The 26,610-nt window shown below is 64.7% G+C and carries 21 protein-coding genes, 1 tRNA gene and 2 pseudogenes; 15 read left to right on the top strand and 9 right to left on the bottom strand.

The genetic code is table 11. The annotated features are described in order from the left end of the window. Nucleotides 1–95 precede the first annotated feature (95 nt). Entirely contained in the window at nt 96–1,580 is a 1,485-nt protein-coding gene (locus H7A13_03240) for an NAD(P)/FAD-dependent oxidoreductase (protein ID MCP5332359.1), read from the bottom strand. A 950-nt stretch (nt 1,581–2,530) separates the two neighbouring features. Between H7A13_03240 and H7A13_03235 the strand changes: the two are divergent. Next, a pseudogene (locus tag H7A13_03235) lies at nt 2,531–2,626 on the top strand (VPLPA-CTERM sorting domain-containing protein). A gap of 55 nt (nt 2,627–2,681) precedes the next feature. Here the strand turns inward: H7A13_03235 and H7A13_03230 are convergent. Further along, nucleotides 2,682–3,107, bottom strand: a complete 426-nt coding sequence (locus tag H7A13_03230) for an HIT family protein (GenBank protein ID MCP5332358.1) — start codon at nt 3,105–3,107, stop codon at nt 2,682–2,684. Nucleotides 3,108–3,194: 87 nt separating this feature from the next. Here H7A13_03230 and H7A13_03225 point away from each other — a divergent pair, with 87 nt between their 5' ends. Next, nucleotides 3,195–3,731: a C40 family peptidase gene (locus H7A13_03225; GenBank protein MCP5332357.1), complete on the top strand. Its 537-nt coding sequence runs from the start codon at nt 3,195–3,197 to the stop codon at nt 3,729–3,731. 168 nt (nt 3,732–3,899) lie between these two features. After that, complete coding sequence (locus tag H7A13_03220; protein MCP5332356.1) at nt 3,900–4,883, top strand: malate dehydrogenase; 984 nt, start codon at nt 3,900–3,902, stop codon at nt 4,881–4,883. 147 nt (nt 4,884–5,030) lie between these two features. On the opposite strand, the gene H7A13_03215 is transcribed toward H7A13_03220, so the two are convergent. Next, nucleotides 5,031–5,106: transfer RNA gene (locus H7A13_03215), tRNA-Asn, on the bottom strand. A gap of 191 nt (nt 5,107–5,297) precedes the next feature. Here H7A13_03215 and H7A13_03210 point away from each other — a divergent pair. From H7A13_03210 to H7A13_03200, 3 genes are all read left to right on the top strand, one after another. Then, nucleotides 5,298–6,485: an acyl-CoA dehydrogenase family protein gene (locus H7A13_03210; GenBank protein MCP5332355.1), complete on the top strand. Its 1,188-nt coding sequence runs from the start codon at nt 5,298–5,300 to the stop codon at nt 6,483–6,485. A gap of 46 nt (nt 6,486–6,531) precedes the next feature. Further along, nucleotides 6,532–7,677, top strand: a complete 1,146-nt coding sequence (locus H7A13_03205; protein MCP5332354.1) for an acyl-CoA dehydrogenase family protein — start codon at nt 6,532–6,534, stop codon at nt 7,675–7,677. Between the two features lie 100 nt (nt 7,678–7,777). Next, nucleotides 7,778–8,128 carry a hypothetical protein gene (locus H7A13_03200; protein ID MCP5332353.1) on the top strand — a complete coding sequence of 117 codons (351 nt, stop codon included), beginning with the start codon at nt 7,778–7,780 and terminating at the stop codon, nt 8,126–8,128. A 33-nt stretch (nt 8,129–8,161) separates the two neighbouring features. Here the strand turns inward: H7A13_03200 and H7A13_03195 are convergent, their stop codons facing one another. From H7A13_03195 to H7A13_03185, 3 genes are read right to left on the bottom strand one after another with little or no spacing between them, the layout of a single operon-like run. Continuing rightward, entirely contained in the window at nt 8,162–10,663 is a 2,502-nt protein-coding gene (locus tag H7A13_03195; protein MCP5332352.1) for an ABC transporter permease, read from the bottom strand. Then, a complete protein-coding gene (locus tag H7A13_03190; protein ID MCP5332351.1) occupies nt 10,660–11,337 on the bottom strand; it encodes an ABC transporter ATP-binding protein in 678 nt (225 codons plus the stop codon). The genes H7A13_03195 and H7A13_03190 overlap by 4 nt, the downstream gene beginning before the upstream one ends. 32 nt (nt 11,338–11,369) lie before the next feature. After that, nucleotides 11,370–12,152: an enoyl-CoA hydratase/isomerase family protein gene (locus tag H7A13_03185; GenBank protein ID MCP5332350.1), complete on the bottom strand. Its 783-nt coding sequence runs from the start codon at nt 12,150–12,152 to the stop codon at nt 11,370–11,372. Between the two features lie 183 nt (nt 12,153–12,335). Between H7A13_03185 and H7A13_03180 the strand changes: the two genes are divergently transcribed. Genes H7A13_03180 through H7A13_03165 form a run of 4 tightly spaced genes read left to right on the top strand, consistent with a single transcriptional unit; the run spans nt 12,336 to nt 17,738 of the window. Continuing rightward, complete coding sequence (locus H7A13_03180; GenBank protein MCP5332349.1) at nt 12,336–14,804, top strand: leucine--tRNA ligase; 2,469 nt, start codon at nt 12,336–12,338, stop codon at nt 14,802–14,804. After that, nucleotides 14,801–15,328, top strand: a complete 528-nt coding sequence (locus H7A13_03175; protein ID MCP5332348.1) for a hypothetical protein — start codon at nt 14,801–14,803, stop codon at nt 15,326–15,328. The genes H7A13_03180 and H7A13_03175 overlap by 4 nt, the downstream gene beginning before the upstream one ends. After that, nucleotides 15,325–16,374 (top strand): DNA polymerase III subunit delta, encoded by a 1,050-nt coding sequence (locus H7A13_03170; protein ID MCP5332347.1) that lies wholly within the window; start codon nt 15,325–15,327, stop codon nt 16,372–16,374. Before H7A13_03175 ends, H7A13_03170 begins: the two co-directional genes overlap by 4 nt. A 53-nt stretch (nt 16,375–16,427) precedes the next feature. Next, entirely contained in the window at nt 16,428–17,738 is a 1,311-nt protein-coding gene (locus tag H7A13_03165; protein MCP5332346.1) for an MHS family MFS transporter, read from the top strand. A 63-nt stretch (nt 17,739–17,801) separates the two neighbouring features. Here the strand turns inward: H7A13_03165 and H7A13_03160 are convergent, their stop codons facing one another. Both H7A13_03160 and rluC read right to left on the bottom strand, forming a co-directional pair. Then, nucleotides 17,802–18,803 (bottom strand): S49 family peptidase, encoded by a 1,002-nt coding sequence (locus H7A13_03160; GenBank protein ID MCP5332345.1) that lies wholly within the window; start codon nt 18,801–18,803, stop codon nt 17,802–17,804. A gap of 53 nt (nt 18,804–18,856) precedes the next feature. Then, nucleotides 18,857–19,921: a 23S rRNA pseudouridine(955/2504/2580) synthase RluC gene (gene rluC, locus H7A13_03155; GenBank protein MCP5332344.1), complete on the bottom strand. Its 1,065-nt coding sequence runs from the start codon at nt 19,919–19,921 to the stop codon at nt 18,857–18,859. Nucleotides 19,922–20,136: 215 nt separating this feature from the next. On the opposite strand from rluC, the gene H7A13_03150 reads away from it, so the two are divergent. The 5 genes and pseudogenes from H7A13_03150 (at nt 20,137) to H7A13_03130 (ending at nt 25,331) form a co-directional block, all read left to right on the top strand. After that, nucleotides 20,137–20,490: a hypothetical protein gene (locus tag H7A13_03150; GenBank protein MCP5332343.1), complete on the top strand. Its 354-nt coding sequence runs from the start codon at nt 20,137–20,139 to the stop codon at nt 20,488–20,490. Further along, nucleotides 20,432–22,639, top strand: a pseudogene (locus H7A13_03145) (Rne/Rng family ribonuclease). The gene H7A13_03150 and the pseudogene H7A13_03145 overlap by 59 nt, the downstream one beginning before the upstream one ends. A gap of 731 nt (nt 22,640–23,370) precedes the next feature. Beyond that, entirely contained in the window at nt 23,371–23,736 is a 366-nt protein-coding gene (locus H7A13_03140) for a response regulator (GenBank protein ID MCP5332342.1), read from the top strand. Beyond that, nucleotides 23,733–24,368 (top strand): hypothetical protein, encoded by a 636-nt coding sequence (locus tag H7A13_03135; protein MCP5332341.1) that lies wholly within the window; start codon nt 23,733–23,735, stop codon nt 24,366–24,368. The genes H7A13_03140 and H7A13_03135 overlap by 4 nt, the downstream gene beginning before the upstream one ends. 69 nt (nt 24,369–24,437) lie before the next feature. Then, the gene (locus H7A13_03130; protein ID MCP5332340.1) at nt 24,438–25,331 is read left to right on the top strand and encodes a diguanylate cyclase; all 894 of its coding nucleotides are present in this window, start codon (nt 24,438–24,440) and stop codon (nt 25,329–25,331) included. 30 nt (nt 25,332–25,361) lie between these two features. On the opposite strand, the gene H7A13_03125 is transcribed toward H7A13_03130, so the two are convergent. Beyond that, the gene (locus H7A13_03125) at nt 25,362–26,396 is read right to left on the bottom strand and encodes an NAD(P)H-dependent glycerol-3-phosphate dehydrogenase (protein ID MCP5332339.1); all 1,035 of its coding nucleotides are present in this window, start codon (nt 26,394–26,396) and stop codon (nt 25,362–25,364) included. Between the last annotated feature and the right edge of the window lie 214 nt (nt 26,397–26,610).

Genomic DNA, 26,610 nt, shown 5'->3' with positions numbered 1-26,610 from the left:
AGATAGAACGCTTCTTGAGCAAAGGATCTCTCATCTGCCGATGCACGGCGGCAGTGAACGGGTGATCTGGCTGTCCAGACCACCCGGACCGGCAGTCAGGCCACCAGTTCGAAATCCTCGAACTTCGGTTGCGCCATCACCTCGCGGAAACGGTCGAAGCCCCAGGGCCAGGCGGCAGGAATACCACGGTCATCCAGATACCAGCTGCGGCAGCCGCTGACCCAGACGGTGTTCCTGGTCGCCTCGACCCGCTCGTTTTCGAACCGCTCGGCCGCCTGCGGCTTCACCGACACCTGGTGCGCCTGCCGGCGACGCGCCTCTTCGATCAGTTGCATGATGTAGTCGAACTGAATCTCGGCCACATCGATCAGCGAGAAGTTGCCGACCGGTCCGTTGGGACCATTGAGCATGAACAGGTTGGGAAAGTCGGGGATCGAGATCGCCAGGTAGGCCGAGGGCCGCTTGGCCCACACTTCGTCGAGCGTCATGCCGTTGCGCCCCACCACCTCGATCGGCCGCATGAAGCGGTCAACCTGAAAGCCGGTCGCCAGCACCAGTACATCCAGTTCATGCAGCACGCCATCCACCGTGCGCACCCCGCCGGCCTCGACCGCCTCGATCGACTCGGTCACCAGTTGCGCGTTGGGCCGCTGGATCGCCTGATAGAAGTCCGGCGACATGATCAGCCGCTTGCAGGCCGCCCGGTAGTGGGGGCGCAGCTTCTCGCGCAGCACTGGATCGGTCACGTTCTCTTCGAGGTTGGCCAGGCAGAGTTGCTCGATCTCACGCAGTTGTGGCGAGTTGATGTTGACCACCGCCGTGGCGAAATTCTCGGAGGCCGATTTGCCCAGTTCGGCCCGCATCGCCGCCATCACCGCCGGATCGCTGCGAAACAGCGCCTTGTCCGCTTCCGCAATCGGCGGATTGGGCCTTGGCATGATCCACTGCGCCGTGCGCTGGAACAGCTTCAACTGGGCGACGCGGCCCACCAGCGCCGAGACGATCTGCACCGCCGTCGAGCCGGTGCCGACGATGCCGACCCGCCGGTTGTCGAGCGGCACGCTCTGGTCCCAGCGGGCGGTGTGGAACATCGCACCCTGGAAGCGGTCAAGGCCGGCAATGGCCGGGTAGGCCGGATGGTGCAGTACGCCGGTGGCAGCGATCACGAAGTCGGCAACATCACGCTCGCCGGTCGAGAGCTCGAGATGCCAGCGGCCATCACGGAACGCCATGCTGCGCACCTCGGTGCCGAAGCGAAAATCCTTCACCACGTCATAACGCCGCGCCACCTCTTCGAAGTAGCTCCAGATCTCCTCGCCCGGCGAGAAGACATGGCTCCACTCCGGATTGGGCGCAAAGGAGTAGCTGTAGAAGTGCGACGGCACGTCGCAGGCCACCCCCGGATAGCGGTTCTCGCGCCAGGTGCCACCCAGCCGGTCGGCCTTCTCATAGCCGATGAAGTTGGTAAAGCCGGCCTCGCGCAACTTGATGGCACTCAGGATGCCCGCCATGCCACCGCCCATGATGATGAAGCGCGGCGAATCGCCCCGCGCGGCCACGCCCTGCTGAACACTGCCCATGGTCACTCCCCCTGTTGAAAAAATTCACACTTCCAAGTCGAGGGATGATCCTCCCAGAGCGCACCGGCAATGTCCAGACAGTGTGTCAGGTCAATGGCCCGTCAGCCCGGCGGATGGGCCTGAAGCGCCGGCTTCGGCAGAGTCTGCCGGCCGCGCCATCCAGCCGAAAAGTGTCAACTTTTTTTACAGATTGCTCCAGGCAATGCTCTGCCCCATCAACTTTGAAGATACAACCATCTGATAAAAAAAATAATTTTTTATTGGCACGTCTGTTGTATATAAAGGCTGAGGTACGACTCAACACACTCTGCACAGATCAGGAGACCGACATGAAACGACTGGCTCTTGCCGCCGCCACCGCGGCCGCCCTCGGCGCGGCACCCGCCTTCGCCGCCACCCTCTATGTGCCTGATTTTGACAGTAGCGGCTGGCAACAGTACAGCTATACCTTCGGCGGTACATTTACCGGCACGGTAGTTCTTGGCGTCAGTGATGAAGGTCACGACCAGATAAGCTTTGTTAATGCGTTACTTCCCTCGCAACTGCTGCTCGACAACCTCGACAGCACTGCTGTGCTACCGCAATTGGTCTCAAACCGAGGCTTCGAATTCGGCAATCTTGCAGGATACGGCGCAGCAGGCGACGTCAAGGTCGTCAGCAGCTTTGACAGCTACAGCCCGACCGAGGGTGGCCAGATGGCGCTGCTCGACAGCGTGGATGGCGACTCCGGTGTCAGCACCTCGCTCTACCTGAACACCCAAGGCAATCCCGGCGTTGATGGTTCGCTCATCCAATTCAGCATCTCCGCCAATGCCGGCGACACCCTGACCTTCGACTGGGCCTTCAGCGCCGGTGATTATGCGCCATTTGGCGACTTCGCCTTCATCTCCCTGGTGGGTACCGGCGCGGCCAATGGCCACTATGAGGTGCTGGCCGAAATCACACCCGTACCGGCACCGGTGCCGGTACCGGCTGCGGTCTGGCTGATGGGCAGCGGTCTGCTCGGTCTGGCGGGTGTCGCCCGCCGCAGTCAGCAGAAAGCCTGAACAGACGGTTGACGCAAGGGCCACCTGCGGGTGGCCCTTTGCATTTCAGCGCTGCTCACGGCTGCACCTCCATCAGTCCCAACTCCGCACCCAACCGCCGGCGCAACTCGGCAATCTGCTCAGAACCGTACTCGACCGGCGGCAAGCGTGCACCCCAGACCACATCGGGCCAGCAGGGGTCATCCTGACGGCGGCCGATCAGATGGATGTGCAGTTGCGCCACCCGGTTGCCGATCGCAGCCAGATTGAGCTTGTCGCAGTGGAACTGCCGCTTCACCCAGGCCGCCAGCCCCTGCACCTCACGATCGATCGCCTGTCGCAGCGGTTCGTCGATCTCATGCCACTCCAGCACCGCCACCTCCGGCAGCAGAATGAACCAGGGCAGTGCGGCATTGCGGTTGAGCAGCAGATGGCAGTGATGAAATCGGCCCAGATGGTGGTTGTCGGCACGCAACTGGGGATGAATGGCAAAAGGCGGCATGACGGCTCCAGAAAAAAAGATGAGAATGAATCATGAAACAGGCTTCATCTTTATGAATGACATGTCAAAATAAAACAAACTTGACCCATGTTCGACGCAGGCGGACCCCTGATGAAACCGGCCCTGCCACTGCTGTTGGCGGCAATGCTCTCATGGCTTGCAGGCTGTAGCACTGCTCCGTCCCGCCCGGCCCCGCCTGCGGCAGTCGCCCCCTCGCCCGCCGCCTCCAGCAGCGGAGTCGGCCCCTATCAGATCTTTGCCCTGGCCGCCGCGCAGGGTTCGCTCGGCATTCCCTACCAATTTGGCGGTGCCGACCCCTACCGGGGGTTTGATTGCAGCGGCCTGGTCCAGTACAGCTATCTGCAGGCCGGCCTGCTGCTGCCGCGCACTGCGGCAGAGCAACTGGCGCAGACCCAGCCGGTCACCCCCGAGCGCCTGCTGCCCGGCGACCTGCTCTTTTTCAGGATCGATGCCCCCGCCACCAACCATGTCGGCCTCTACCTGGGCAGCGGCACATTCCTGCATGCGCCTTCGACCGGCAAGCGGGTGCGGCTCGATCGCCTCGACGATGGCTACTGGCGACCACGCTTCGCCGGGGCCGGGCGGGTCATGCCACCTCCTTGACGCCCCTCCTGCACCGACCCTGGCAGCAACCGGGGACGATGGCGCGCGAGGATGGTAAAATTCCCATCGCGTGAATGCGGGCATGACGGAGCACTCCAGACCCTGCCCGACCCACCCTGGCAAACCGCCCTCTTTTTCATTCCGACCCTTGATCAAGGAGAATCTTCGATGAAACCAGCCGTGCGCGTTACCGTCACCGGCGCCGCAGGACAGATCAGCTATGCCCTGCTGTTTCGCATCGCCTCGGGCGACATGCTGGGCAAGGACCAGCCCGTCATCCTGCAACTGCTGGAGATCACCCCCGCCCTCGATGCGCTCAAGGGGGTGGTCATGGAGCTGGATGACTGCGCCTTTCCACTGCTGCAGTCGGTGGTGGTGACCGATGATCCGCTGGTGGCCTTTCGTGACAGCGACTGCGCGCTGCTGGTCGGCGCCCGACCCCGCGGCCCCGGCATGGAGCGCAAGGATCTGCTGGCCGCCAATGCGCAGATCTTCTCGGTGCAGGGCCAGGCGATCGATCAGGTGGCCAGCCGCGCCATCAAGGTGCTGGTGGTGGGCAACCCGGCCAACACCAATGCACTGATCTGCCAGCGCAACGCCCCGAACATCGATCCGCGCCAGTTCACCGCCATGACCCGCCTCGACCACAACCGCGCACTCTCGCTGCTCGGCCAGAAGACGCAGCAACCGGTCACCGCGATTCGACGCATGACCATCTGGGGCAACCACTCATCGACCCAATATCCCGACATCAGCCAGACCACCATCGCCGGCAGCGCAGCCAAAGGCGTGATCGACAACGGCTGGTATCAGCAGGAGTTCATTCCACAGGTGCAGCAGCGCGGCGCCGCCGTCATCAAGGCGCGTGGCTCATCGAGCGCCGCCTCGGCCGCCAATGCCGCACTCAACCACATGCGTGACTGGGCACTCGGCACCCCCGCCGATGACTGGGTCAGCATGGGCATCTACAGCGACGGCAGCTATGGCATCGCCAAAGGATTGATCTACTCGTTCCCGGTGCGCTGCGCGGGCGGCGCGTTCGAAATCGTCCAGGGACTCGACATCGACGCCTTCAGCCGCGAAAGGATGACCGCCACCGAGGCCGAACTGATCGAAGAGCGCGATGCCGTGGCCCATCTGCTGCCCAGCTGAAGCGCACCGAGGTTGATCGGGCAACATCCCGAATCAAAAGGCCGCCTGATGGCGGCCTTTTGATTCATCGGGATCAAAGCACAGCCACGCCAAAAGCGCAGTGAGTGCGGATGGCTCAAAGCGTGCGTGGAATGCGAACGAAGAAGATGGCTCCCCGAGTAGGACTCGAACCTACGACCCGATGATTAACAGTCATCTGCTCTACCTGCTGAGCTATCGGGGAAGAGTGCGAAGGCCGCGAAGTCTACGTAAAAACATTCAGGGGGTCAATCTCTTCGCCATCGTCCGGCACGGCTCAGCCTTGCGCCGCAATCACCGTGCTTTCCGCCATTGTGTCGCGCGCGGCAAACTATGCAGCGCCCCGCTCTGGGCATAGAATTGCGGGTCTCAATAAATCCATAACGAGAGGGCGTCATGAGCAATCTAGAACAATTCCGGGGCGAAGTGCGCGAATGGCTGGCAGCCAACTGCCCCGCCAGCCTGCGTCAGCCCGGTGCCGTCAACGACAGCCAGTTCACCAGAAAGCGGCGCTCCGGCGACTCGTTGCTGTGGCTCGAGCGCATGGCTGCCAAGGGCTGGACTGCGCCAACCTGGCCGAAACAGTATGGTGGCGGCGGTCTGACCCCCGAAGAGAACCGCGTGCTGCAAAGTGAAATGCGACAGATCAATGCGCCCCCGGCCCTGATGGGCATGAGCCTGACGATGATCGGCCCCACCCTGCTGGAGATGGGCACCGAAGATCAGAAACAGCGTCACATTCCCAAGATCGTCGCCGGTGAAGTGCACTGGTGTCAGGGCTACAGTGAACCGAACGCCGGCTCCGACCTGGCCAACCTGCAAACCAAGGCCGAGGACAAGGGCGACCACTTCATCATCAACGGCTCCAAGATCTGGACCTCGGGCGCGATGTATGCCGACTGGATCTTCTGCCTGACCCGCACCGACAGCACCGTACAGAAACAGAAAGGGATCAGCTTCATCCTGTTCCCGATGAGCAATCCCGGCGTGACCCTGCGGCCGATCCGGCTGATCAGCGGCGATTCACCGTTCTGCCAGGTCTTTTTCGACAATGTCCGCGCCGAGAAGTGCGACCTGGTCGGCAAGCTCAACGAAGGCTGGACCGTCGGCAAGCGGCTGCTGCAACACGAGCGCAACTCGATCGGTGGTGGCAGCACCTCCAGGCCCGGCCTCGAAGTCGGCGTGCTGCAGGTGGCCAAACAGTACCGCGGTGATGAGAACGGCAAGGTCGAGGATCCACTGCTGCGCCAGCAACTGATCCAGCACCAGATCAACAGCCAGGCCTTTGCGCTGACCAACCGCCGCATCGCCGAAGAGGCGCAGGCCGGACAGACCCCCGGCTTTGCCACCTCGATGCTGAAATACTATGGCTCCGAGCTGACCAAGCGCGGATCGGAACTGATGGTGTCGATGATGGGACCGCGCGGCCTGGGCCAGGGCGATGACACCGAGAACTTCACCGAGAACGAGCGCGAGATCACCCGCAACTGGCTGTTCCACAAGGCATTGACGATTGCCGGCGGCTGCTCCGAAGTGCAGCTCGACATCATCTCCAAGCGGATTCTCGAGCTGCCCTCGACCTGAGCCTTCAGCACGCCCGAATTCGCAACCTTCATCAGAGATTATAAAAATGGCCCTAGTACTGAACGAAGAACAGAACCTGCTGAAAACCTCAGCCAAGGATTTTTTTACCAATAACATGCCGGTCAGCCAGTTGCGCAAGCTGCGTGACAGCAAGGATGCGGTCGGCTACTCCACCGAGAGCTGGCAACAGATCGTCGAGCTCGGCTGGAGCGGCATCATCGTCGAAGAGGAGTTCGGCGGTCTGGCCTTTGGCTACACCGGCCTCGGTGTGGTGATGGAAGAGGCCGGCCGCACGCTGGCCGCCTCGCCACTCTTCGCCACCTGCGTGCTGGGCAGCAGCGCCATCACGCTGGCCGGCAGCAAGGCACAGAAGAGCGATCTGCTGCCACAGATCGTCCAGGGCAGCCTGACGCTGGCGCTGGCCATCGAAGAGAGCGCGACCCATGGTCCGCAGCGCACCCGCACCACCGCCAGCAAAAGCGGTGACGGCTACACGCTCAATGGCGAGAAGGTGTTCGTGCTCGACGGCCACAGCGCCGACATGCTGGTCGTGGTGGCGCGCACCTCGGGCAAACCGGGCGACAGCAGCGGACTGACGCTGTTTCTGGTTGACCGCAACAGCGCCGGGGTCAGCGTCAAGCGCGTTTTCATGGCCGATGGGCGCAACGCGGCCACGGTCACCTTCAGCAATGTCGCAGTGCCGGCCAGCGCCGTGCTCGGCACGGTCGACCAGGGCAGCACTGCATTGCAGGACATCCTGTCGGTCGGCCAGATTCTGCTCGCCGCCGAGATGCTCGGCAGCCTGCAGGAGGCCTTCGAGCGCACGATCAACTACATCAAGACCCGCGTGCAGTTCGACCGGCACATCGGCTCGCTGCAGGCGATTCAGCACCGCGCAGCGCACATGTACGCCGAGATCGAGCTGGCCAAATCGGTGGTGATCGCCAGCCTGGCAGTGCTCGATGAGGGTGTACGTGGCGACGAACTGGCCAAGCAGGCCAGTCTGGCCAAGGCCAAGCTGGCCGAGGTCTTCCTGCTCACCAGCAGCGAAGGGGTGCAGATGCATGGCGGCATCGGCATGACCGATGACGAGGAGATCGGCTTCTTCCTCAAGCGCGCCAGAACCGCCGAGCACACGCTGGGTGACATCCGTTACCACCAGAACCGCTTCGGCGATCTGCTGGCGATCTGATCCGCCTGCTCAGGCTGCAAAGGAGCGGAAGCCGGGAGATCGGCTTCCGCTTTTTTTGTCCAGCCACCCCATTTTCAGTCAGTGCAACGAGGTAGGCACGATGGATCTCGCCCAGCAATCCGATGCGGCGATCTGGCGTATCGTCAATCCGATCATGGACAACCTGATGGAGGCCTCGACCGCCATCGACTACGCACGGCATGTCAGGGACTTCACCCCACGCGCCCGCAGCATGTTGAACGAAGAGGGGTTCAGATCTCTCTGCGAATGTTACCAGGCCGCCCGAGGATGTTTTGCCGAGCGCGAGCCGGTGGCCCTGTTCCGGCGGCCGGAGTCGGTGGCGGCGATCTGGCGGCAGAGATTCACCCGGCAGCCGGGCGATTTCGTTGCCGAAATGGTGCTGGTGCAAAGCGGCGACCGCTATCTGGTCGACCATGTGCTGGTTTTTTAGCTCGGGTTGGTACTGCCACGTTTTCGCAGAGCGCTATCCATACTCGCGCAGCACCTGCATCGGCGGAGTCGACACCACCCGGCGGCTCACCAGCAGGCCGGTGCCGCCCACCAGCAGGGCGCCGAGTGGTGGCGCCAGCAGCCAGAGCAGCGGATGCCAGGTTGGCGCAATGCGGAAAATCTCGCGGTAGAGGCCCCACAACGCCAGTTCGGCGCCCACCACCGCCAGCAGTCCGGCCGCAGCGCCCAGCAGCGAGAACTCCGCCAGCAGACTGCCGAGAATCAGTCGACGGCTGGCGCCGAGGGCGCGCAGCAGGCCATTTTCGAGAAACCGCTCCTCCATGCTGGCGCGCACGCTGGCGACCAGCACCAGCAGACCGGAGAGCAGAATCAGCAGCAGCACCAGGTTGATCGCCTGGGTCACCTGACTGACGATGCGCTGGATCTGGCGGATCAGGGCATCGACCTCGATCACCGAGGTGCTGGGAAAGGCGCGCAGCAGCTCGTTGAGCAGCAGCTTGCGCTCGGGCGGCAGATAGAAGCTGGTCAGATAGGTGTGAGGAAAGCGCTCCATGCCGTCGGGCTGAAACAGCAGGTAGAAGTTGGGCTGCATGCTGTCCCACTCCACCCGGCGCAGCGTGCCGACCCGCGCCAGCAGTTCGGTCTCGCCGATGCGCAGCGTGAGCCGATCGCCAAGCCCGAGGCCATGGCGGCTGGCGAACTCCTGCTCCAGCGAGACCGTGACCTCGGCTCCGGCGACCGACTGCCCCCAGACTCCGGCAATGATGCGGTTGCCCGTCGGCAGCTCGGTGCTCCAACTGAGGTTGATCTCCCGGTCGACGCCGTAGTTCTCCGGCTGCGTCTGATCCGGTGGCGCAGCGGCAAGCGGCGACTCGCCATTGATGGCCGTGATGCGGCCGCGCGCCACCGGATAGATGACTGCCGCGGCGATCTGCCGGCTGGCAAAGAAGGTGCGCAGCGGCTCGACACTCTGCGGCGCGATGTTGAGCGCGAAGTGGTTCGGCGCCCCTTCGGGCAGTTGCCGACGCCACTCGTCGATCAGCGCGGTGCGCACGACGATGATGATCAACAGCAGCATCAGCACCACCGAGAAGACCAGAACCTGCAGATAGTTGCTTCGCGCGCGCCGTTGCAGCCCCGCCAGCGCCAGCCGCCACAGGTTGCCGGCCTGCATGCCGAGGCGACGCCCCCCGCGCAGCAACAGCCAGCTGAACAGTGCGCTCACCGCAGCCGCAACGCCGAGGCCCAGCAACAGCAGCAGCGTCAGCCGCCAACTGCCGCCATACCAGCGCAGCAACGCCATCATGCCGAGCAGCGCGGCAGCATGGCTCAACGTCGTGCTGATCGGCGCGCTGATCGCATCGCGCCGCAGCACCCGCAACGGCGACAGCGCCCGCAGCCGCAGCAGTGGCGGCAGTGCAAAGGCCGCCAGACAGAGAAAACCGGTCAGCGCACCGATGCTCCACGGCAGCCAGCCGGCCGCCGGCAACTGTTTCGGCAGCGCATCGCCGAGTGACCAGATCACCAGATGCTGCAACAGCAGACCTAGCAGTTCGCCAATGATGACGGCCAAGGTGCCGAGGTAGAGCAACAGTGCCAGATAGATCAGCAACACCTGGCCCGAGGTGGCGCCAAAGCTCTTCATCACCGCCACCGCGTCGAGCTGATCCTCGCTGAAGCGTCGCGCCGCCAGCGCCACGGCGGCGCCGCAGAGCAGCACCCCCAGCGAGCCGCCGAGCAGCAGGAACTGCTCGGCCCGCCCCACTGCGGTCGCCAGCGGTGGTCGCCCCTCCTTGAGACCGATCCAGCGCTGCACCGGCGTCAACCGCGTGCGCAGCCAGTCGCCGTAGTCACGCAGCCGGTCAGGCGCCGCAGCGAACAGATAGCGGTACTCGACCCGGCTGCCAGGCTGGACCACCTGGGTTGCCGCCAGATCATCCAGATGCATCAGCAGGCGCGGACCGACGCTGAAGTAGTCGCCGCCCAGGTCAGGCTCACCGACCAGCACCCGGGTGATGCGCAGCCGGGCCGCTCCCAGTTCGAGCTGATCGCCGACCCCGATGCCCAGCAGCGCCAGCAGCCGCGCCTCGGCCCAAGCGGTGCCCGGCTCCGGACCCTGCGCGACCTGCTCCTCGGCACCAAAGGGCTCTGCGCTGACCTTGAGCTCACCCTTCAGTGGATAGCCGGCGCCATAGGCCGCCACTGCGGTCAGCTGCATGGCGCTGCCGGCAAAACTCATCGAGGCAAAGCGCACCCCGCGCGCCTGCCGCAGACCGAGTCGTTCGGCTTGATCCAGCCACGCCTGAGGCACCGGATCGGGGCTGGTCAGCACCTGATCGGCTGCCAGAAAGGCACCGGACTCCTCGACGATGGCGCGCTGCAGGCGGTCGGCAAAGAGCGCGATGCTGCTCACCGTGGCCACCGCCAGCGTCAGCGCCCACAGCAGCACGTTGAGCTCGCCACCGCGCAGATGGCGCAGCAGCAGCCGTCCGGCAAAGCCCAGCGAACGGCTCAATGATTCACCACGGCGCCGGCGCGCAGCTCGATCCTGCGGTCACAGCGTTCGGCCAGAGCGTGGTCGTGGGTCACCAGAATCAGCGTGGTACCAGCACTGCGGTTGAGCTCGAACAGCAGATCGATGACCGCGCCGGCGGTGACGGTGTCGAGGTTGCCGGTCGGCTCATCGGCAAACAGCAGCTTCGGCCGGCTGGCGAAGGCGCGGGCGATCGCCACCCGCTGCTGCTCGCCGCCGCTCAACTGTCGGGGATAGTGGTTGATGCGCCCGGCCAGCCCGACCCGCGTCAGCCACTCCAGCGCTTGCTGCCGCGGATCGGCCAGGCCGTTGAGCTCGGCCGGCAGCATGACATTCTCCAGCGCGGTGAGTCCGTGCAGCAGTTGAAAGGATTGGAACACGAAGCCGACCCGCTGGGCGCGCAGCCGGGCACGCGCCTCTTCGTCGAGCGCGGTGATCTCGACACCATCGAGCCAGACGGTGCCTTGGGTCGGCTCATCGAGTCCGGCCAGCAGACCGAGCAGGGTCGATTTGCCCGACCCCGAGGCACCGATGATCGCCAGCGATTGGCCCTGCTCCACCTGAAGGTCCACCCCATCCAGGATGGTGAGCGTGGCACCGGGTAGCGTGACGCTCCGGCTCAGTTGCCGGGCCTCGAGAATCAGCTTGCCTGTCATTCGAATTCCGTGCGTTGCGTTGACGGCATCGGTCAGTTGCCCGGCCAGTCGGGTGGCCGCTTTTCGTTGAACGATGCAAAGCCTTCGCGGGCATCGTCGGTCTGCGACATCAGCGGAATCACCGCCTGGGCATAGTCGAAGGCTTCGTGGATCGACATGTCCTGCATCGCATGGAAGGCATGCTTGCCGATTTTGATTGCCGTCGGCGAGCGGTTGACGATGGTCGACAGCAGGGCATCGAGCTTGCTGTCGAGCTCCGCAGCCGGCACCGCGTAGTTGATCATGCCGAGCCGCAACGCCTCCTGCGCGTCGATCGGCTCGCCGGTGATGCACATCTCCAGCAGCTTGCGCCGCGGAATGATGCGCAGCATGTAGCTGAGGATCATCATCGGAAAGAGCCCGATCTTGGTCTCCGGCGTACCGAACAGCGCCGAATCGCTGGCCACTGCCAGATCACAGGCGCAGAGCAGCCCCATGCCGCCGGCCATCACATGGCCGTTGACCCGGGCGATGATCGGCAGGTTGCAGGTCTCGACCAGCTTGAACAGCCCGATCATCGGGTTTTCGATCTGGGCGGCGCTGAAGCTGAAGGGACCACCGCCGCCACGCTTCAGGTCACCACCGGCACAGAATGCCTTGTCGCCGGCGGCGGTCAGGACGATCGCACGCAGTTGCGGATTCTGCATGGCATCGCGGATGCCGTCGCGAATGCCATTGAGCACCACATCGTTGAGGGCATTGCGCACCTCGGGACGGTTGATGGTGATCCACTGCACCGCGCCACGCCGCTCGACCAGTAGCTGAGATTCAGACATCGTTGCCTCCTGTTGTATTGAATTGCTCTTTCCATGCCGACCTTGCCGGTCCGCGCCGCCCCTACCTGCCGGGGGGCGGCTGCGTTATGCTATCGGGCCTGATTTTCACCCATCCAACCTCATCCAGCTGCGCCCCTGCCGCCTCGCCGCGCACGGCCCGCCGATGGATTTTCCGGTTTCGTCATGTCCACAGAAGCACCCTACCATCCGCAACGCCTCGAACCGCAGATTCAGCAGCAGTGGGAAGAAGCCCGCACCTTCGTCGTCGACGAACGCGGCGACGCACCCAAGTTCTACTGCCTGTCGATGTTCCCCTATCCGAGCGGACGCCTGCACATGGGCCACGTCCGCAACTATACCATCGGCGATGTGATCAGCCGCTACCAGCGGATGCGCGGCCACACCGTGCTGCAACCGATGGGTTGGGATGCCTTCGGCCTGCCGGCCGAGAATGCCGCACTGAAGAATGGCGTGCCGCCGGCGAAGTGGACGCTGGAGAACATCGACTACATGCGTGGCCAACTCAAGCGGCTCGGCTTCGGCTACGACTGGCAGCGCGAGATCGCCACCTGCCACCCCGACTACTACCGCTGGGAGCAGTGGTTCTTCATCGAGCTGTTCAACAAGGGGCTGGTCTACAAGCGCGAATCACTGGTCAACTGGGATCCGGTCGACCAGACCGTGCTGGCCAATGAACAGGTGATCGATGGCCGCGGCTGGCGCTCCGGCGCGCTGGTCGAACAGCGCAGCATTCCGCAGTGGTTCCTGAAAATCACCGCCTATGCGCAGGAGCTGCTCGACGCACTCGACAGCCTCGATGGCTGGCCGGAGCAGGTCAAGACCATGCAGCGCAACTGGATCGGCCGTTCCGAAGGGGTCGAGGTCGACTTCGCACTGAGCGACGACGCGGCAGCACCGCTGCGGGTCTACACCACCCGTCCCGACACGCTGTTCGGTGTCACCTGTCTGGCGGTGGCGCCGCAGCATCCGCTGGCCAGTGCCGCCGCAGCGGACAACCCGGCCCTGGCGGCCTTCATCGAGCGTTGCCAGAACGTCAAGGTCGCCGAAGCCGAACTGGCGACACTGGAGAAAGAGGGGATGCCGCTCGGCATCACCGCCCGCCATCCGCTGACCGGGGCCGAGGTGCCGGTCTGGGTCGCCAACTTCGTGTTGATGGAGTATGGCTCGGGCGCGGTGATGGCGGTGCCGGCCCACGACCAGCGCGACCACGAATTCGCCAGCAAGTATGGCCTGCCGATCAAACAGGTGATCAGCCCCGTCGAGGCCGGCACGGCCATCGACCTGACCCAGGGCGCCTTCACCGACAAGGGAATATTGATCGACTCGGCGCAGTTCAGCGGCCTAGGCTCGGCGGCCGCCTTCGATGAGATTGCCAAGACCCTGCAGGCCCAGGGACGGGGCCACCGCCGCGTCAACTTCCGGCTGCGCGACTGGGGCGTGTCGCGGCAACGCTACTGGGGCTGCCCGATTCCGATCATCAACTGCCCGCAGTGCGGCGCCGTGCCGGTGCCGGCCGAGCAGTTGCCGGTGCGGCTGCCGACCGAGGTGGTCATCGACGGCGTCGGCTCACCGCTGAAGCGGATGCCCGAATTCCTGCACACCACCTGCCCACAGTGTGGTGGTGCCGCCGAGCGCGAAAGCGACACCTTCGACACCTTCATGGAGTCCTCCTGGTACTACGCCCGCTTTGCCTGCCGCGATGGCGACAGCGCGATGCTCGATGGACGCGCCGACCACTGGACGCCGGTCGATCAGTACATCGGCGGCATCGAACACGCGATCCTGCACCTGCTCTATGCGCGCTTCTTTCACAAGCTGATGCGCGATGCCGGACTGCTGCACTCCGACGAACCCTTCACCCGGCTGCTGACCCAGGGCATGGTGCTGAAGGATGGCGCCAAGATGTCCAAGTCCAAGGGCAACACCGTCGATCCACAGGAGCTGATCGATCATTACGGCGCTGACACCGTGCGGCTGTTCATGATGTTCGCCGCACCGCCGGAGCAGTCGCTGGAGTGGTCCGACAGCGGCGTCGAGGGGGCCAACCGCTTTCTCAAGCGGCTGTGGCGGCTCTGCCATGAACTGCCGCTCGATGCTGCACCGGTCGAACTGGCCACCGCCTCTCTCAGCGAGTCGGCCCGGGCGGTGCGGCGCAAGAGCCACGAGACCATCCAGCGGGTCAGTGACGACTACGGCCGGCGCCAGCAGTTCAACACCGCCATCGCGGCGGTGATGGAGCTGATCAACCTGCTCGGCAAATTCGATGAAAGCTCCGCTGCCGCCATCGCGGTGCGCCGTGAGGCGCTCGACAGCGCACTGCTGCTGCTGTCGCCGATCGTGCCGCACATCACCCAGGCACTCTGGCAGCGGCTCGGCCACACCGGCCTGATCGTCGATGCCGGCTGGCCCGGCGTCGATGAGCGCGCGCTGCAACGCGACACCGTCGAACTGGTGGTGCAGGTCAACGGCAAGATGCGCGGGAAGATCGAGGTGGCGCGCGATGCCGACGAGGCGACGGTCAAACGGCTCGCCCGCGACAACGACAACGTGGCCCGCTTCATCGCCGGTCAGACCGAACTCAAGACGGTGGTGGTGCCGGGACGGCTGGTCAACATCGTGGTGAAGAGATGAACCGCCGCTGGCTGCTCATCCCGCTGCTCATGCTGGGCGCCCTGCTGAACGGCTGTGGCTTCCAGCCCCGTGGCACCCTGCCCGGACAGATGCAGGCCGGCGACCTGCCCTACCTCGATGTGGTCGGTGACCGGCAGAATGCCGATCTGGAGTTCATGCTGCGCCGCGCACTGATCATCCAGGGCTTTGCCCGTGAACCTGGCCAGGCCGCCCCGATCCGGGTGAAGCTGCTCGGCACCCATCAGTACGAGATGCCACTCAGCTACGACCAGCGCATCCAGGTCGCCGAGTACCGGCTGGTGCGGTCGGTCTCCTACCGGCTGATCGAACTGCAGGGCAAGGAGCGCAGCATCCCGCTGCAGGTGAGCGCCGAGCGCAACTACCCCGCCGCCCCGCAGAATCCATCGGCCTATCGGCAGCAGCTCGATGAGGCCGTGGCCTCGATCAACCAGGAGCTGGCCACCCGCATGGCGGCGCAACTGGCGAAACTCTGCGCCACCGAACCGGCCAGTTGCCGGCCATGAAGCTGCGCTTCGAGCAGCTTGCCGGCCATCTGCAGGGCGAGATGAAGCCGGTCTATCTGGTCAGCGGCGATGAACCGCTGCTGCTGCTCGAAGCCGCCGACCAGATTCGCCAGGCCGCGCGCCGGCGCGGCTGCGACGAGCGCGAGGTCCATTTCGCCGAACCGGGCTTCGACTGGACGCGGCTGCTGGTCAGCTCGCAGAGCCTGTCGCTGTTCGCCAGCCGCCGGCTGCTGGAGCTGCGCCTGACCAACAAGCTGCCACAGGCTGGCGCCGCCGTGCTGGAGCAATGTCTGGCTGCCCCCTCCAGCGATGACACCCTGCTGATCACCGCGCCACGCCTCGACGCCGAGGCGACCAGGAGCCGCTGGCATCAGGCCATCGACCAGCAGGGCGTGGTGGTGCAGATCTGGCCGATCGAACCGCGGCAGATGCCGCAGTTCCTGCGCCAGCGCCTCAGCCGGGCCGGACTCGAAGTCACCGCCGATGCGCTCGAACTGCTGGCACAACGGGTCGAGGGCAACCTGCTGGCGGCGATTCAGGAGATCAGCAAGCTGAGCCTGCTGCACTCGGGCCGGGGCGCAGTGACCGTCGACGACATTCTCGACGAGGTCGGCGACAGCGCCCGCTATGAACTGCACCTGCTGGCCGAACGCGCCCTGCAGGGTGACACCCAGGCCGCGCTGCGCACGCTCGATGGCCTGCTGGCCGAAGGCGTCGAGCCGCCGCTGCTGCTGTGGAGCCTGCACCGCGAACTGACCACGCTGGCGCTGCTGCATGGCCGGATGGCACAGGGCACCGCGGCGGCCCAGGCGATCGACCAGCACCGCCCATCGATTCCACAGCGCCGGCAGCCGCCGCTGCGCCAGGCGCTGCAACGGCTCGACCGCCGCTGGATCGAACGGCTGCTGCAACAGGCGGCACTGATCGACCGCGCCATCAAGGGTGCCGAATCAATCGACATCGGCAGCGCCTTCATCGATCTGGTGGTCGGTCTGAGCGCACCACACCATGCCCGCCTGCTGCTCGACACCCCGCTCGCCCACTGAGCGCGACACGCCCCCGATCCACCCCCTCGTCACCGCTCCAGGAACCCCCCTCCGTGGCCAACACCTCACCCCAGCTCAACGCGCTGCACACCGCTACGGCAGTGTCCGACAACCGCCACGGACGGCTGCTGTTCGCCAGCCTGGTCGGCACCACCATCGAATTCTTCGACTTCTACATCTACGCCACCGCGGCGGTGCTGGTCTTTCCCACGCTGTTCTTTCCCGGCAGCGACGCCACCAGCGCGATGCTGCAATCCTTCGCCACCTTCGCGCTCGCCTTCTTTGCCCGTCCGCTCGGTTCGGCGCTGTTTGGCCACTATGGCGACCGCGTCGGCCGCAAGGCCACGCTGGTGGCCGCCCTGCTGACCATGGGGCTCTCCACCCTCTTCATCGGCCTGCTGCCCACCCATGCCCAGATCGGCCTGCTGGCACCGCTGCTGCTGGCGCTGTGCCGCTTCGGCCAGGGTCTGGGGCTGGGCGGCGAGTGGGGCGGCGCGATTCTGCTCGCCACCGAGAACGCGCCAGCGCAGCGCCGTGCCTGGTATGGCATGTTCCCGCAGCTGGGCGCGCCGATCGGCTTCATCCTCTCCGGCGGCTCCTTTCTGCTGCTGACCCACTTTCTGAGCGATGCACAGTTCTTCGACTGGGGCTGGCGCATCCCCTTTCTGGCCAGCAGCCTGCTGGTGGTGGTGGGACTCTGGGTGCGGCTGAATCTGCACGAGACACCTGCATTCCAGCGTGCGATCGATGAGCAGCCACCCGAACGGCTGCCGATCGTCACCGTCCTGCGCGACCACCCCGGCCTGCTGCTGCGCGGCACGCTGACCGCGCTCTGCACCTTCGTGCTTTTTTACCTGATGACCGTCTTCACCCTCAGCTGGGGCACCAGCCAGCTGCACTTTCCCCGCGAACGGATGCTGCTGATCCAGCTGTTCGGTGTGCTCTTCTTTGGCCTCGGCATTCCGATCTCCGCCCGCCTGGCCGACCGGTACGACTGCCGGCGGGTGCTGATCGGCGCCAGCCTCGGCATCGCCCTGTTCGGGCTGCTCTTCTCGCCGCTGCTCGATGGCGGCGGCGAAGGCGCGATGACACTGTTCATGGCCAGCGGCCTGGCGCTGATGGGCCTCACCTACGGCCCGCTCGGCACCCTGCTGAGCGGGCAGTTCCCCACCCTGGTGCGCTACACCGGCGCCTCGCTCGCCTTCAACCTGGCCGGCATCTTCGGCGCCTCGCTGGCGCCCTACATCGCCACCTGGCTCGCCACCCATCATGGCGTGCACACCGTCGGCCTCTACCTCAGCGGCGCCGCACTGCTGACGCTGGCCGCGCTGTGGCAGGCGCCGGAGTCGACCGCGGCCGATTGACCACCCCGGCCGCCAGCGGCGCAACGCGGCAGGCAGGAACTGAACCCGCGCCGGATCAGCAGTTCACCAGCCCGGCAGCGTCCGGAACAGGTCACTGGTCAGCGCGGCGCCATCGAGGCGGTTCTCCATCCTTCTCGCCAGCTTCTCGAAGGGTGTCGGTTTCTCGGTGTAGTTGACGATCTGCTCCGCGCCGATCACCTCGCGGGCGACATAGCCGGGGCTGCCGAGGCCATCGATCAGTCCCAGTTCACGCGCCTGCTCGCCGCTCCAGACCAGACCGCTGAACAGCAGATCGGACTTCTCGCTGTTGAGCCGGCTGCCGCGACCGGCCTTCACCTGCTCGATGAACTGGCGGTGAGTCACGTCGAGCACCTGTTGCCAGTAGGCCTGCTCCTGCGGATTGAGCGGCGAGAAGGGGTCGAGAAAGCCCTTGTGCTCGCCCGAGGTGAACAGCCGCCGTTCGACGCCGAGCTTCTTCAGCGCATCGACAAAACCGAAGCTGGAGGAGACGACACCGATCGAGCCGACCAGACTCGCCTTGTCGGCGTAGATCTGATCGGCTGCCGCCGCGATGTAGTAGGCGCCGGAAGCGCCGATGTCGGCAATCACCGCATAGACCTTCACCTGCGGATGGAGCGCGCGCAGCCGTTTGATCTCGTCGTAGACATAGCCCGCCTGCACCGGACTGCCACCAGGGCTGTTGATGCGCAGCACGATGCCGGCCACATGCTTCTCATCAAAGGCGCTGCGCAGTGCGGTCACGATGCTGTCGGCCTGCGCCTCCTCGCCTTCGGCAATCACCCCCTGCACGTCGATCAGCGCGGTGTGACGCCCGGCAACGCCCACCTTCTCGTCGAGGTGGGTGCTGCGGGAGAAAAGCCCCAGCAGCACAAAGAGGTAGCCGAAGGTCAGGAACTTGAAGAAGATGCCCCAGCGCCGCGCACGCCGCTGCTCGCCAATGCCCGCCAGCAGCGCCTTTTCGATCAGACGCCACTCCTTCGAACTCTCGGCCGGCGGACGGCGCGGTGCGGAAGGTTCATCCTCTCGCCATTGGTCGTCACTCATAAAAAGTCACCTTTTCGGTTCATTGAGGTGTCGAGTCTCTGCCGTGTGCAGGATCAGCCCGGCGACGCATCGGTTCCGGCCTTGGCCAGTCGCGCCAGAACCGCCGCCAGGCTCGCCTCGAGCGGGGCCTCCAGCCTGAGCGGCGCGTTGCGGCTCGGCAGCTTCAGTTCGAGCCGCCAGGCATGCAGGAACAGCCGCTGCAGGCCCTGACCGCGCAGTGCGGCATCGAACTGCGCATCGCCATATTTGGGGTCGCCGGCAATCGGATGGCCCTGCTGGCGCGCATGCACCCGAATCTGATGGGTGCGCCCGGTGATGGGGCGCGCCTCGAGCAGGGTCGCCTGCGCAAAACGCTCGAGCACGCGGAATTCGGTGCAGGCCGGCTTGCCTTCGCTGTCGACCCGCACCAGCCGCTCGCCGGAGCTGAGGATGTTCTTGCGCAGCGGGGCATCCACCCGGCGCACGGCCGCCGGCCACGCGCCCGCCACCAGCAGCTGATAACGCTTGTCGACCTGGCCGCTTTGCAGCGCCTGCTGCAACTCGAGCAGCGCCCGTCGCCGCTTCGCCACCATCACGCAGCCGGAGGTGTCACGGTCGAGGCGGTGCACCAGCTCCAGAAACCGGGCTTCGGGTCGCTGCTGCCGCAGCAGCTCGATCAGTCCGAGCGAGACCCCGCTGCCACCATGCACAGCCAACCCGGCCGGCTTGTTGAGCACCAGCAGTTCGTCATCCTCATGCAGTACCATTTGCGCCAGCGCCTGCAACTGGCGCGGCGCCGCCGGCACCTCGTCCCGCACGCCCACCCGCACGGGCGGAATGCGCAGGGCGTCGCCATCCTGCAGCCGGTAGCTCGGCTTGACCCGGCCCTGATTGACCCTGACCTCACCCCGCCGCACGATGTTGTAGATCTTGCTCTTCGGCACGCCGGGCAGTGCGCGCAGCAGAAAGTTGTCGACCCGCTGTCCGGCCTCTTCGGCCTGGATCGTTCTGATCTCCACGGCCGGCGGGCGTCGCGCGGACGCGCCTGACTCCTGGGGGGTGTGCGTGGCGATGACAGCGTGCCCTGTTTGAAGAAATTTGATGACTGGTGCTATATTAGCAAACCCGATGGGTCGCATGTTGTCAAAGGCGCGGTCGCAGCGGGCAGCCGGTGGCCGTTCAATGCGCCACCGGGCGGACGCAACAGCACCCTCGGTCCAACCGTGGGCCAGCGTCGGGCGAGCGGGCCAGTTGTCCACCTCCCGTCGCGCTTTTTGCTCCGCATGCCCTGGCGTGCAATCCGCAACCAGACCATCTCCTGTCGGCCAACCTGATTCCATTGCGCCAACCCGGCATGATGTACATCAAGCTGCCCACCGCCAATTCGTCGTCGAGCCACGAAGAGATTCAGAACCTGTCGATGGTCCACCGCCTCTTCTTCATGCTCGCGCAACCGCTGCGCCACTGCGCCGTGCTGTTTTGCGCGCTCATTGCCCGACACTTTGAACCCTGGCCTGCATCGCCCTTGCAGCGACCCACGTGGACGCTGTCGATCCGCCATGGATTCGCCGCAACGAGGTCGCTGGTCGGCAGCCAACCCTTCCCGCAGTTTTTGACTGCACAAATTCACCGAACAAGCGAAAGTCACCATGAAAAGAATTCTGATCAATGCGGCCCACCCCGAGGAGCTGCGCGTCGCCCTCGTTGATGGGCAGAAACTCTACGACCTGGACATCGAGCACCGCACGCGGGAGCAGACCAAGGCCAACATCTACAAGGGCAGAATCACCCGGATCGAGCCCAGCCTCGAGGCAGCCTTTGTCGATTTCGGCGCCGAGCGGCACGGCTTTTTGCCGCTGAAGGAGATCTCGCGCGACTACCCCGGCCTGAAAGAGGGCCACCAGGTCATCGTTCAGGTCGAGAAGGAGGAGCGGGGCACCAAGGGCGCCGCACTCAGCACCTTCGTCAGCCTGGCCGGCCGCTATCTGGTGCTGATGCCGAACAACCCGCGCGGCGGCGGCATCTCCCGCCGCATCGAGGGTGAAGAGCGCGCCGAACTGCGCGAGATCATGAGCCAGCTCAATCTGGCCGAAGGCATGGGCGTCATCGTGCGCACCGCCGGCATCGGCCGCAGCCTGGATGAGTTGCAGGCCGACCTCGACTACCTGGTGCAGTTGTGGCAAGCGATCACCCAGGCAGGCGCGGAGCGGCCAGCGCCGTTTCTGATCTATCAGGAGAGCAATGTGGTCGTGCGTGCGGTGCGCGACTACCTGCGCCCCGACATCGGCGAAGTGCTGATCGACTCGGAGGAGGCCTATCAGGAAGCCTGCGCCTTCATCCGCCAGGTGATGCCGCAGTACGAGCCGAACATCAAGCTCTATCGCGATGCCATTCCGCTGTTCACCCGCTATCAGATCGAAAGCCAGATCGAGGTGGTCTATCAGCGTGAAGTGAAGCTGCCCTCCGGCGGCATGGTGGTGATCGACCCGACCGAGGCGCTGGTCTCGATCGACATCAACTCGGCGCGTGCCACCCGTGGCGCGGACATCGAAGAGACCGCACTGCAAACCAATCTGGAAGCCGCCGACGAGATCGCCCGCCAGTTGCGGCTGCGGGACATCGGCGGTCTGATCGTCATCGACTTCATCGACATGAGCGCGGCGCGCAACCAGAAAGAGGTCGAGAACCGGATGCGCCAGGCACTGGAGATGGACCGCGCGCGCGTCCAAGTGGGGCGCATCTCCCGTTTCGGACTGCTGGAGATGTCCCGCCAGCGGCTGCGCCCGTCGATCGAGGAGGCCAGCCACATCTCCTGCCCGCGCTGCAACGGGCAGGGCACGATCCGCGGCATGAAGTCGCTGTCGCTGTCGATCATGCGCATCCTCGAGGAGGAGACCACCAAGGGCGGCAGCGCCGAAATTCGCGCCATCGTGCCGGTGCCGGTCGCCGCCTACCTGCTCAACGAGAAGCGCAACAACCTGCTGGAGATCGAGCAGCGCAGCAAAATCCGCCTGCGCATCATCCCCAACCCCAACCTGGAGACCCCGCTGTTCCGCCTCGAACGGCTGCGGCAGGGTGAATCGATCGAAGCTCCCGACTACGAATCGACCGAGATCCTGCTCGAAGAGCTCGAAGAGGAGAGCAGCCAGCAGAGCCGGCCACGCAAGCAGGCGGCCGTGGGCCCCATTGCAGCGGCACCCTCGGCACCGGCCGCTGCAACCGCAACCGCGGCGCCCGCCGCCAGACCGCGCGGCCTGCTGAAGCGGCTCACCAGCGCCCTCTCTGAACTGTTCGAGCCCGCAACCGAAGCGGCCCAACCCGAGAGCAACAGCCGCACTACGCAATCGGCCGCGACCGCAGCAGCATCGGCTCCAAACCTGAAACCGGCCGGACGCCCGACTCCGGCCGCAACCGAAACCGAAACCGGCAGAGAAAACCGTCAGCGCGACCATCGTCCATCCGGCAGGGAGCAGCGCAGCGACGGTGGCAGAGGCGGCCGCGGTGACGGCCGTGGGCAACAACAGCAGTCGCGCCGTCCGGAACGCCCGCCCAGGGAGCCCGCCGCGCAGAAAGAGAGCAGCCCGCCGGCCGCAGCGGAACCGCGCAGCAACCAGGAGCAGACCGAATCACCCAACCGCCGCCCCAGCAACCGCCGTGGCCGCAGCAGCAACAACCAGCGCCGGGCCGACACGGCGGCACTCGGCAATGAGGTCGCCATGCCAACCGCTGCCTCGACTGACTCCGCAGTCGAGCAATACCCGCAGCAGCAACCGGAACCTGCCATGACGGCGCCGATCGAGCGCGACGCTGCTGCCGAGGTCAGAATCGAACCTGCCTCACGGGAGTCTGCCCCCGCTCCGGTGATGCTGACCATGGAGCCTGCGGTATCAGTGCCCGCCGAGGTCGAAGCCCCTTCGGCTGCACCATCCACCGAGACGCCGACGTCTGCACCCATGCCGACAGCGCCCAGAGCTGAAGTGCCCGCCGAATCGCCTGCTCCCAGATCGACCGAAGCCGACGACCGCTCCGAATCGATCATCAGCCGGGCCGGTGCCTTCGAGCGCGGCGGGTTCAGGGTGCCCAATGACCCGCGCATCGCACCGCGCAAGGTCGCGCTGGAGGCGGTGGAGAGCAGGCCGAGCCAGCGACCAACAGCGCAGGAGCAGGAGATGGTCCAGGAGCCGATGGCAACGGTCACTCCCACGGTCGAGAAGATCGCGCGCGCGCCCAATGACCCGCGCGCACGACGCACCACTCCTCCATCCAGCGCATCACCCGACGAAGAGCACCCTGCGGCACCAGAGTCGCAATAGTTGGCCGGACGCTCAGGGCAGAACGCTCTTCTGCCCTGAGCGTGGCGCCCAGACGCACGTTTTGCCATTCCCTCCAGCCCGAGCCTCGCCATCAGGCTCCCAGCGGCCTCTCAGCCCTTCTTTTTTCTCGTCACCCTGCCAAAGTCTCCCGGCAGGGCAACGACACACCGCGCACAGTCGGTGCGGCAAAACTCTTGCTTTTCATGTGGTCTGAAAAATCGGAACTATACTTCCGATCAACCTATGTTCACTCAGGCGTGTGCTCCGAGAACAACATGTCCGTACCCTTACTGATTTGCGATGACTCGGCGATGGCCCGCAAGCAGGTGGTCAAGGCGCTGCCTGCCGAGTGGGATGTCGACGTCACCCTGGCCACCAATGGGGTCGAAGCGCTCGATGCCATTCGCCAAGGCAGAGGCGAAGTGGTGTTGCTGGATCTGACGATGCCCGAAATCGATGGCTATGGCGTGCTGGAAAGGGTCAGATCAGAAGGACTCAAAGCCGCCATCATCGTGATTTCGGCCGACATTCAGCCCGAGGCCCGCGATCGGGTGATGAAGTTCGGCGCGCTCGATTTCATCAAAAAACCGGTGGACCACCACAGATTGCACGATGCGCTGCGGAAGTGTGGCCTGATATGAACAGGACGCTGGCGCTGTCGGAAGATCAACGGGACTGCCTGCAGGAGGTGGTCAACGTCGCCATGGGACAGGCCGGCGACTCGCTGGCCCGCTTTCTGGAGGTCTTCATCCAGCTCTCGGTGCCGCGCATCCAACTGCTGCATCGGGACCAGCTCATCCACCAGTTGACAACCATGACCGGGGGCGATCGGGTCAGGGTCTCCGGCGTCAGCCAAGGCTTTTACCAGTTGAGCGGCAGCCGTGGCATGCGCGGCGAAGCCATCGTGCTCTTTACCGACAGCTCCTTCAGGGAGCTGGCCGATCTGCTGGCTTACGACAGCACTTTGAGCATGGAGACCGAGAAAGAGCTGCTGCTCGATGTCGCCAACATTCTCAGCGGTGCCTGCCTGAATGGCATCGCCGAACAGTTCGACACCGAGATGGGTTTCTCCACGCCAGCCATTCTGGGTCAGCGCATCTCCGTCCACGCAATGCTGGAGCACGAAAAACCAGAGTGGGATCACGCATTGCTGGTTGAAATCTCCTACACCCTTGAAGACCGCTCATTCGGTTGCACTCTGTTCCTGCTGATGCCGGGTGAATCGATCCTGCTGGTCAAGAGGATGCTCGACCAGCTGCTGGAACTGCTCTGAGTGTCCGCTTTCTCGCCCTCCTCGCAACTGCTGGAGTGCGTCGTCGACCGCATCAATGTCGGCGTGTTCATGGTCGACAGAGATCTTGAAATTCAGTTCTGGAACGGATTCATGGCCACCCACAGCGGCATCCATGCCGATGAGGTTCTGGGCAGAAAGCTGTTCGACTGCTTTCCGCAACTGCCGCAGCGCTGGCTTGAAAAGAAGATCAACAGCGTGTTCATGTTGAAAAATTTCGCCTTCAGCTCATGGCAGCAGCGCCCCTACCTGTTCCAGTTCCGGCACAACCGCCCAGTGACCGGTGACATGGAGTTCATGCGTCAGGATCTGACGCTGATACCGATCAAGCGTGACAGTGGCGAAGTCGATCATGTCTGCATCATCCTGCTCGACGTGACCGACACCGCGATCTATCACGCCCTGCACCAGTCAGCGATGCAGAAACTGGAAAACGCCAGCCGCATCGATGGCCTGACCCAACTGCTCAATCGCAGCCACTGGCAATCCCGTCTGACCGAGGAGTTCAACCGGGCAACACGTTACCAGCAACCGCTGTCGCTGATCCTGTTCGACCTCGATCATTTCAAGTCGATCAACGACAGCCATGGCCATCTGGGTGGCGACGCGGTGCTGGTTGAGGTCGCGGCCATCGTCAAAAAGAGCCTGCGCGACTCGGACATCGCCGGGCGCTACGGCGGCGAGGAGTTCGGCCTGATCCTGCCAGGCACCCCGGCGGCCGAGGCGATGAGGACCGCGGAGCGCCTGCGCACCACCCTCCAGGAGCAGCCGATCCTGTTTGAGGGAACGCCGATTGCGGTGACCGCCAGCCTCGGCATCGGTGCGCTCGATGCCACCATTGCCGATGAGAACGGGCTGATCGCCGCGGCTGACGCCGCGCTCTACAGCGCCAAGAGATCGGGTCGCAACCGTGCTGTGCTCCACGAGGAGAGGCAAAGCGCGTAAAGCACCCCGCAGGGCACGTCCGCCCACGGATCAGACCACCTGCTGCTGACCCCTCAGGGAGAACTCCACGTCACGCTTGCCGCTGCCGAGCATCAGCGCCTTGGCGACATCGAAGGCCATGCCGGGATTGCTGAGCACAGCATCCAGTCCCATCACCAGCGGCATGTAGATGTCCAGTTCGATCGCCTTCTGCTTGACCAGATTCAGCGTGTTGACCCCTTCGGCCACCTGCCCGACCTCGGCCATGGCCTCGGCCACGCTCTTGCCACGCCCCACCAGGGCACCGACACGGTAGTTGCGGCTGAGCGGTGAGGTGCAGGTCACCACCAGGTCGCCCACACCGGTCAGGCCGAGAAAGGTCATCGGCTCGGCCCCAAGGCGTACCGCAAAGCGGCTCATCTCGGCCAGACTGCGGGTGATCAGCATGCCGCGGGTGTTGGCGCCCATTCCCAGCGCATCCGCCATGCCGGTGATGATCGCGTAGATGTTCTTCAGCGCGCCGGCCAGCTGCACGCCATACAGATCGATCGCGGAATAGACGCGGAGGTAGTCGCAGCCCAGGGTCTCCTGAATGGTGTTGCAGAGCGCTTCATCCGCGCTGGCGATCACCGTGGCCGTTGGAAAACGCGCGGCAATCTCCCGCGCCAGATTGGGCCCGCTCAGGGCGCCGATGCGGGCGTTCGGCATCTCTTCGACCAGCACCTGACTCATCATGCGAAAACCTTCCGCCTCGATGCCCTTGGCGGTGCTGACCATGATGACATCGCTCGGCAGCCAGGCACTGGCGGCACGCACCACCGCCCTGACCGTCTGGCTCGGCACACTGACAAAGACGATCTCGCTGTCGGGCAGACAGGCGGCCATCTCTGCCGTCACCTGAAGCGCATCATGCAGCCGATAGCCCGGCAGGTAGGCGGCATTCTCGCGCGACTGCGCGACCTGCTCGACACGGTCACGGTCGCGCATCCACAGCCAGACGGTGTGGCCATTCTCGGCCAGGATGTTGGCCAGTACCGTGCCGAAGGAGCCTCCTCCCAGCACCGTGACGCGCCTGGCGGTTTTCATCTCATCTTTTATTGTGCTTGTCATGCCGGCGAATCCAACCAGGGCCACCCTGTGCCATGAGGCGCAAAGCGGCGGCATCATAACCCAGGCGGCTCCGCGTCCCAAACAGACGCCCGTGCTCACCCGAAGCCCAATCTCACCATGGGCAAATTGTCTTTTCAAACCGCCTTGCTAAGATGCCCCGGCTCAACGATCAATACCGACAGGAGAATTC

The organism is Pseudomonadales bacterium (assembly GCA_024234215.1).
Lineage (GTDB): Bacteria > Pseudomonadota > Gammaproteobacteria > Pseudomonadales > UBA5862 > JACKOQ01.
The sequence above is the reverse complement of the archived record's forward strand: the minus strand, read 5'-3'. Positions and strand labels throughout refer to the sequence as shown.